9 protein-coding genes are annotated in these 8,092 nt (G+C 74.4%); all 9 read right to left on the bottom strand.

Features of this window, described 5'->3' with window-relative positions:
* Nucleotides 1–970, bottom strand: a 970-nt coding sequence (locus tag JT1_RS04050; RefSeq protein WP_303621106.1) for a lipid II flippase MurJ, incomplete at its 3' end; no start/stop codon positions are given.
* Nucleotides 967–1,773: a hypothetical protein gene (locus JT1_RS04045; RefSeq protein ID WP_068323405.1), complete on the bottom strand. Its 807-nt coding sequence runs from the start codon at nucleotides 1,771–1,773 to the stop codon at nucleotides 967–969. The genes JT1_RS04050 and JT1_RS04045, both read right to left, overlap by 4 nt.
* Nucleotides 1,770–2,753, bottom strand: a complete 984-nt coding sequence (locus JT1_RS04040) for a copper transporter (RefSeq protein WP_068323401.1) — start codon at nucleotides 2,751–2,753, stop codon at nucleotides 1,770–1,772. Before JT1_RS04040 ends, JT1_RS04045 begins: the two co-directional genes overlap by 4 nt.
* Entirely contained in the window at nucleotides 2,750–3,934 is a 1,185-nt protein-coding gene (gene steA / locus JT1_RS04035) for a putative cytokinetic ring protein SteA (RefSeq protein ID WP_082807448.1), read from the bottom strand. The genes JT1_RS04040 and steA overlap by 4 nt, the downstream gene beginning before the upstream one ends.
* 31 nt (nucleotides 3,935–3,965) lie before the next feature.
* Entirely contained in the window at nucleotides 3,966–5,699 is a 1,734-nt protein-coding gene (gene recN, locus JT1_RS04030) for a DNA repair protein RecN (RefSeq protein ID WP_068323392.1), read from the bottom strand.
* A 1-nt stretch (nucleotide 5,700) separates the two neighbouring features.
* Nucleotides 5,701–6,612, bottom strand: a complete 912-nt coding sequence (locus JT1_RS04025) for an NAD kinase (RefSeq protein WP_068323389.1) — start codon at nucleotides 6,610–6,612, stop codon at nucleotides 5,701–5,703.
* Nucleotides 6,609–7,415 (bottom strand): TlyA family RNA methyltransferase, encoded by an 807-nt coding sequence (locus tag JT1_RS04020; RefSeq protein WP_068323382.1) that lies wholly within the window; start codon nucleotides 7,413–7,415, stop codon nucleotides 6,609–6,611. Before JT1_RS04020 ends, JT1_RS04025 begins: the two co-directional genes overlap by 4 nt.
* A 3-nt stretch (nucleotides 7,416–7,418) precedes the next feature.
* A complete protein-coding gene (locus tag JT1_RS18220) occupies nucleotides 7,419–7,583 on the bottom strand; it encodes a hypothetical protein (RefSeq protein WP_169701837.1) in 165 nt (54 codons plus the stop codon).
* Nucleotides 7,576–8,067, bottom strand: coding sequence for a hypothetical protein (locus tag JT1_RS18615; RefSeq protein ID WP_068323381.1), 492 nt, complete (start codon nucleotides 8,065–8,067; stop codon nucleotides 7,576–7,578). The genes JT1_RS18220 and JT1_RS18615 overlap by 8 nt, the downstream gene beginning before the upstream one ends.
* Between the last annotated feature and the right edge of the window lie 25 nt (nucleotides 8,068–8,092).

Raw genomic sequence — 8,092 nt, 5'->3', positions numbered from 1 at the left:
GGGAGGCCGCGAGGGTGCGGGCGGCCGAGCGCTCGGCCGCGGCGCCGCCGGCCGCCGCGAGTACGGGGAAGACCGCCGTCGCGACGGGGACGGCGAGGACCGCGTAGGGCAGCAGGTAGAGGGCCTGGACGTAGTTCTGCACGACGAGCGCCCCGTCACCGCCGGAGCGGTTGGCCACCCGCAGGGTGACGACGACCGTGACCTGCTGGGCGAGCAGTGCCACCACCCCGGCCCCGGCGAGGGTCCGGGCACGCGCAGCGGTCTCGGGCGCGAGCGCCCAGCGCGGCCGCAGCCGGATCCCGTGCCGGGCAGCCGCCGCGAGCAGGGGCACGGACAGGGCGACGACACCGAGCGTGGTGCCGCCGCCGAGGAGCAGCAGCTCGCGGACCGTCACCTCGTCGGGCGCGGTACCGGCCGGCACCGTGAGGGCCCAGAGCACGTAGGTGACGATGACGACGAGGCTCGACAGCAGGGGGGCGAGGGCCGCGGCGAGGAACCACCGGTGAGCCTGGAGCACACCGCTGACGACGATCCCGAGACCGTAGAGGACGATCTGCGGGCTGAAGAGGACGAGCAGTCGCGTGCCGAGCCCGACGGCACCCTCGACCGCCCCCTCGAGCCCGCCGAGGAGCGCCCGGCTGATCAGCGGGGAGGCCAGCGCGACGAGGGCCGCCAGGGGCAGCAGGACGACGACGGCCCGGGTGAGCAGCGCCGAGGCGACGTCGTCCGCACCCTCTGTCGAGCCGTCCCCGATCCGCGAAGCCACGAGCGGCACGACGACAGCGGCGAGGATGCCGCCCGCGGCGATCTCGTAGACGACGTTGGGCACGGTGTTGACCGTCTGGTAGACCGTCCCGACCCCGGCCGCACCGACGGCCCAGGCGAAGACGACCCACCGCAGGAAGCCCACGACCCGCGCCGCCGCGGTGACGAGCGCGACGGTGCCGGCGTCCCGGGCGACCCGGCTCACCGAGGTCGGCCCCAGGCGTCGAGCTCCCGCAGCACGGGTGTCGACTCGATGACGCGGGTGAAGCTCACCCGTTCGGAGAGCAGGGTGAGCCCGGTGACCGTGGCTGCGGTGGTGAGCCGGCCGCGCGGTCCGAGCCCGCGCACGAGTGCCAGGCCGAGCAGTGCGCCGAGCGCGTTGGCCCCGCAGTCGCCGAGCATGGACTCCCCGGCGAGGTCCTCGGGCAGCAGGCCGGCGCCGGTCCCGAGGAGGGCCCCTGCCAGGGGGCGCGACCCGGTGGGCAGGAGCAGCAGCGCGCCGGCCGCGGTCGTCACCTTGAGGGCGCGGCCCGGACGCAGGTCGAGCAGGTTGACGAGGTTGCCGGTCCCGGCGATGACGACGGTGTCCACGGCGGTCTGGCCGAGGCGGGACGAAGGGGGTCCCCCCGCCCGCTGCTCCGTCGCGGCGGTGACGAGCGCGACGGCCCCGAGGCCGAGGACCTTGAGCGCGCCGGTGGTGACGCGTCCCGCGCGCAGGGCAGCGAGGTGCCCCCGCAGTCCCTTGGTCGCGGTGTCACCGACGAGGTCGTCGAGTGCTCCGAGCAGTCCGGGGACGAGGACGACGGCGCCGGCGGGGCCGCGGTGGTGCGGTGTCGCGGCCACCCCGGCGAGCGCGCCGAGGACCGCGGCCGGACCCTCGAGCAGGGTCACCGCCCGGCCGGCGTGGTTGGTGCGCTCCCAGGGTCGTCCCCAACCGGGGGGCAGCCCCCGGCGGGCGGTGACGAGCGCACGGGCGCCCGCCGCGGCGACGAGCGTCGGCGTGGTCACTGGAAGGTGGGGACGGGGCGGGCGGCACCCGCGCCGGTCCCGTAGTGGCCCGATTCGCCGGTGAGCTGCTCGACGAGGGCGAGCACGATCGCGGCGCGCCCCATGGGGACGGCCGGGTCGTCCACGGTGGAGACGCCCTCGGCGAGGCTCCCCTGCAGGCGGGCCATGGTCACCGGTGAGGAGTCGCTCGTGCCGTCGGTGGCCTCGTCGGCGGCGAGGACCGTGCCCTGGGCGTGGGTCTCGATGAGGTGGGTCAGCGCGACCCACACGCCGGAGGTGCCCTCCGCCTGGCGATCGACGGTGTCCGTGTCGGAGGAGTCCTCGGCGGAGACCGGGCCACCCACGACGACGACGAGGTCGGCCGCGTCCGGGGTCTCGTCGGGGCCGTCGACCAGCCCGGCGTCCTTCAGCTGCGTCCACGCCTGCTGCCGCTGCTCGCGCGAGACGCGGTCGCCGCCGTCCCGCGGCGACCGGGTGCCGGTGAGCACGACGGCGAGGGCCTGGTCGATGCGCTGGCCGCCGTCCGGGACGGCGGCGCTCACACCGAGGTCGCGCAGGGCGGCCTCGCCGGTCGCGCTGCGGCTGCTCACGGTCTCGTCGGCCGTCGAGGCCCAGGTGGCGCTCACCTCGACGGGCTCCTCGACCGTCGCGCCGGCGTCCTCGAGGGTCTCGCGCAGCGCCTGGACGTCGTCGTCGGCGCCCTCGGGCAGGCGCACGAGGGCGACGGTGCGATCGCTCAGGCGTCCCTGGACGACGAGGGGGAGGGTCTGCTCGTCGTAGGTGTCCCTGGCCTCGATCGCGGCGCGCTGCTCGTTGCCGTCCGCGCGCAGGGCCTCCTTCTCCTGGCGGAGCTTGGTCACCTCGCCGGAGAGCGTGCTGCCGATGTTGTCGTTGAGCGGGCCCGCCCCGAGCACGATCCCGATGGACAGGGCGATGAGCACCGCGGCCAGGGAGACGAGGTGGTACCTGAAGTCGATCACGTGATGAGTCCTTCGACGAGGGCCCACAGGTCGTCCCAGCGGGCCCCCAGCAGTTGCAGGGTGGCCTGTCCGGTCGGGGTCGCCCAGAGGGCGACGAAGAGCGAGATGAGGCAGACGATCCCCAGACCGATCAGGGACCACGACGATATCCGGGTCCGGTAGAGGCGGCTGACCCCCTTGGCGTCGATGAGCTTGCTGCCGACGCGCAGGCGGGTGAGGAAGGTGCTCGACATGCCGGCCCGGCCCTTGTCGAGGAACTCGACGAGGGTGGCGTGCGTGCCCACGGCGACGATCAGAGAGGCGCCCTTGTCGTCGGCGAGCAGCATCGCGATGTCCTCGCTGGTGCCGGTCGCCGGGAAGACGACCGGGGTCACCCCGAGCGCCTCGACGCGGGCCTCGCCGGGGGCCCGGCCGCTCCGGTAGGCGTGGACGACGACCTCGGCGCCGCTGGTCAGGACGACGTCCGAGACGGAGTCCATGTCGCCGACGATGAGGTCGGGCCGGTGCCCGGCCTCGACGAGCGCGTCGGCGCCCCCGTCGACGCCGATGAGGACCGGCTTGTACTCGCGGATGTAGTGGCGCAGGGCCGCGAGGTCCTCCTTGTAGTGGTAGCCGCGCACGACGATGAGGACGTGCCGGTCCTGCATGCTCGTCGAGATCTCCGGGACGCCGACGCCGTCGAAGAGGAGGTCACGCTCCTGGGTGATGTACTCCATCGTGTTCTTGGCGAAGTCCTCGAGCTGCTGGCTCAGCCCGGCCCGCGCGGCCTCCATCGCGAGCGCGAGCGCCTCGTCGTCCCAGAGGCGGCCGATGATCGTGTCGTCCGCCGACACGTGGAGCGTGTCGCCGTCCACGCCGACGGTCGTCCCCTCCTTGAGACGGCCGAGCAGCTCCTCGTCGTCGACGTCCAGGAGCGGGATCCCGGCGTCGAGGATGATCCGGGGTCCGACGTTGGGGTAGCGCCCGCTCGTCGAGGGACTGGCGTTGACGACCGCCGCGGGGCGTCGGGCGACGAGGGCCTCGCCGCTCACCCGGTCGATGTCGACGTGGTCGATGACCGCGATGTCGCCGGGCCGCAGCCGCTTGGTGAGGTCCTTGGTGCGTCGGTCGACCCGCACGGGTCCGTTGGTGCCGGGCAGGGCCGGCTCACGGGTCGTGTCGCGGGTCAGTCGGATGGCCATCCGGTGCATCGTCCCATGAAGCCGCGGGGATTCAGCGACGGCACTGCTCCAGCAGCTCGCGGGCGTGGCTCAGGCCGACGCTCGTGTCGTCGCCCCCCATCATCCGTGAGAGCTCCCCCAGCCGGTCGTCGCCGTCCACGGCCCGCACCCCGCTCGAGGTGATCTGGTCGCCGTGCGCCTTGTGCACGACGAGGTGCCGGTCGGCGTGCGCGGCCACCTGGGCGAGGTGGGTGACGACGATGACCTGGCTCGTGCGGGCCAGGGCGGCGAGGCGCGCGCCGACGTCGAGGGCCGCGCGGCCACCGATGCCGGCGTCGACCTCGTCGAAGACGTACGTCGGCACCCGGTCCTGCGCGGACCCGGCGGTCGCGACCTCGATCGCCAGCATGATCCGGCTGAGCTCACCGCCCGACGCGGCCTTGGCCACCGACCGGGGCTCGGTCCCCCGGTTGGCGGCGACCCGGATCTCCACGACATCGGCTCCGTCGGCGCCGACGCGGATGGCCTCGGCCCCCTCGACGTCGACCTCGACCGCGCCCTCGTCGCTGCGCGGGTCGACGGCCACCTGCACGCGTGCCCTGGCCATGCCCAGGTGGGAGAGCTCCTCCTCGACGGTGGTGGCCAATCGGCCGGCTGCCTCGGTCCGGGCAGCGGTGAGCGCGGCGGCGCGCACGGTCAGCCGCGTGGCGGCCTCGGCCACGCGGCGGGTCAGCTCCTCGGTGCGCTCGTCGGCGCCGTGGAGGCCGAGGAGTCGCTCCCGGGCCTGGTCGCGGTGGCGAAGCACCGCACCGATGTCCTCGCCGTAGCGCCGCGTGAGCTCGTGCAAGGCGGCACGCCGCTCCTGCACCGCGCCCATCCGGGCAGGGTCGGACTCGATGTCGGCGGTGTAGGCGGAGAGGTCGGCCGCCACCTCACTGGCCAGCACCCCGATCTCGGTGAGGCGTCGGCGCAGGTCCGCCAGGGAGGCGTCGTGCGCGACCAGTCGCTCGAGCTCCTCTCCGGCTCGGGCGACCCGGCCGACCACGTCGTCCCCGTCGAAGCTGTCGGGATCGGACAGCAGGCGGTGCGCGGTCCCGGCGCCGGAGCGCAGGTCCTCGGCGTGCCCGAGGCGCTCGGACTCCTGGGCCAGCTCGCGGTCCTCCCCCGGCCGCGGGTCGACGGTATCGATCTGCTCGAGCTGGTGGGTGAGCAGCTCGATCTCCTGCAACCGGGTGCGTTCGCCCTCGACGAGCCGGGCCAGCTCCCCCTTCGCCTCCTGCCAGGCGCGGTGCGCGGACCCGACCTCGCGAACGAGGCCGGTCACCGGCTCCCCGCCGAAGGCGTCGAGGAGGGCGCGGTGCTGGGCCGGCCGCCGCAGCCGCCACTGGTCGGCCTGCCCGTGGACGGCGACGAGCCCCTCACCGAGGTCGGACAGGACACCGACGGGTGCCCGGCGGCCGCCGACGTGGGCGCGGCTGCGCCCCGCGGCGGAGAGGGTGCGGCTGAGGATCAGGTCGGGCTCGTCGGCGATGCCACCGACGTCGGCGACGACCTCGCGGGCGGGATGGTCCGGGTCGAGCTCGAGCTCGGCCTCCACGACGGCCTCGTCGCGACCGGTGCGCACGAGGCCGGTGTCGGCCCGCCCGCCGAGCACGAGGCCGAGCCCGGTGACGACCATCGTCTTGCCGGCCCCGGTCTCGCCCGTGACGACGGTCAGGCCGGGGTCGAGGGTGAGGGTCGCATCCTCGATGACGCCGAGGTCGCGGATGCGCAGCTCGCGGAGCACGTCAGGCCGAACCTCTCCGGCCGCGCCACCCGTGGACCGACAGGTCGAACTTCGCGACCAGCCGGTCGGCGAAGGGCGAGCGGCTGAGGCGGGCGAGGCGCACCGACTCCTTCGAGCGACTCACCTCGACGCGGGTGCCGGGCGGCAGGTCGACGGCGCGGCGGCCGTCGCACCACAGGACGCCGTGGCCCTCGGTGCCGGGGACGAGCTCGACCGCGAGGTCGGAGGTCGGGGCGACGACGAGCGGACGCGCGAAGAGCGCGTGGGCACTGATCGGCACGACGAGCATCGCCTCGACACCCGGCCACACCACGGGGCCGCCGGCGCTGAACGCGTACGCGGTGGAACCGGTCGGTGTGGCCATGACGACTCCGTCGCAGCCCCACGTCGACAGCGGTCGACCGTCGATCTCGACGGTGAGCACGAGCATCCGCTCGCGCGAGGCCTTCTCGACGGTCACCTCGTTGAGGGCCCAGCTGCGGGCGATCTCCTGGCCGTCCCGGGTCGCGACCACGTCCAGCGCCATGCGCTCCTCGACGATGTACGCGCGGCGCACGATGTGGTCGACGGTCGCGTCGACGTCCTCGCGCTCGGCCTCGGCGAGGAACCCGACGTGACCGAGGTTGACCCCCAGCAGCGGCGCCCCGCTGCCCCGGGCGACCTCGGCGCCGCGCAGGATCGTGCCGTCACCGCCGAGGACGACGACGAGCTCGACCCCCGCTGCAGGGTCCTCGCCGTCGTGGACGACGACCTCCGGGTGCTGGCCGAGCACGGTGTCGGCGAGCTCGCCCGCCGGCAGACGCACCTGGATGCCCTCCGCGGACAGCCGCTCGGCGACACCGATGGCGACCTCGAGGGCCTCGGGGCGAGCAGGGTGCGCGAGCAGCAGCACCTGCCTCGGCTCCGCGGTCATCTCTCCTCCTCGCGGGACAGGTCGTGGGCGATCACCTGCAGAGCCTGCCACGTCGGGCCGACACCCGGTCGGGCGGTGAGGTGCACGAGGTACTCGTGGTTGCCCTCACCCCCGCGCAGCGGGCTGCGCGCCAGTCCCAGCACGGACAGGCCGACCTCGCGGGCGCGCTCGAGCACACCGATGATCGCAGTCTCCCGAGCAGCCGGGTCGGTGACGACCCCCTTGCGACCGAGCCGGTCCCGCCCCACCTCGAACTGCGGCTTGATGAGCAGCACCGCCTCGCCGGTGTCGGTGAGCAGACCGGCCACCTCCGCGAGCACCAGACGAAGGGAGATGAAGCTCAGGTCCCCCACGGCCAGGTCCACGGGGCCACCGATGTCGTCCGCGACCAGCCCGCGGATGGTCGTGCCGCTGCGGTCGGTGACGCGCGGATCCGCGAGGAGCTCCGGCGCCAGCTGGTCATGACCGACGTCGAGGGCGATGACGTGCTCGGCTCCGTGCTCGAGGAGCACCTGGGTGAAGCCCCCCGTGCAGGCGCCGATGTCCAGGCAGCGCTGCCCCCTGACCTGCGGCGTGAAGGCCGTCAAGGCGCCCAGGAGCTTGCCGGCCGCGCGCCCGACCCAGTGATCACCGTCGGAGACGACCGTCAGCCGGGCGTCCGGCCCGACCTGCAGCGAGGTCTTCGTCACCGTCGCGTCGTCGACCCGCACGTCACCGGCGACGACGAGCTCCCGGGCACGCGTCCGACTGCGCGCCAGGCCCCGCTCGACGAGGGCGACGTCGAGGCGAGTGGTCTGCGCCACGGGTCAGGACCCGAGGTCGGACAGGCGCGAGGTCAAGGTGGCGTGCACCGACTCCCCGGCCGCGAGGACGGCGTCCAGGTCTGCGGCATCGACGCCCGCCAGATCGGACAGGGCCGCATCGACGACGAGGTCACCGGTCTGGACGAGCTGACCGGGCTCGTCAGGCATCCGGGAGCACCACGGGGGTCGGGGTCGGCTCCGTCGCCTTCGCCGTGGTCACCTTCGCGCTAGTGACCTTCTTCGGCGTGGCCTTCTTCGTGGCGGCCTTCTTGGTGGCCGTCTTGGTGGCCGTCTTCGCGGCGGCCTTCTTGGCCGGCGTCTTCTTCGCCGGTGCCTTCCTCGCGGCGCTCGAGCTCTTGCGGACCGGCGCCTTCGTCGCCGGGCGAGCGGGAGCGGTGCGACGGGTGGGCGGGGTCGTGGAGACGACCTCCTCCTCGGGCGCGTCGTCGCGGGCCCGCAGCGCCTCGCTCAGCGCGTCGAGGTCCGCCTGCTCCTCGTCGGGCCACGCGCGCTCCGGCGCGTCACCCCGGGCCGGTGGCACCGCACTGGCGACGAGCAGCGTGTCGACGAGCCGCACGACACCGAGGGTGCGGTCGAGGGCGGCCTCGGTGGTCCTGAGGCCCAGGTGGATCAGTCCGCGTACAGGGTCCACGTCGCTCCTTGGGTCGGGGTGGATC

The sequence above is a fragment of the Janibacter terrae NBRC 107853 genome (assembly GCF_001591405.1).
GTDB classification, from domain to species: Bacteria; Actinomycetota; Actinomycetes; order Actinomycetales; family Dermatophilaceae; genus Janibacter; species Janibacter terrae.
Note: the sequence above shows the minus strand (reverse complement) of the source record. Positions and strands in the feature narration are given on the sequence as shown.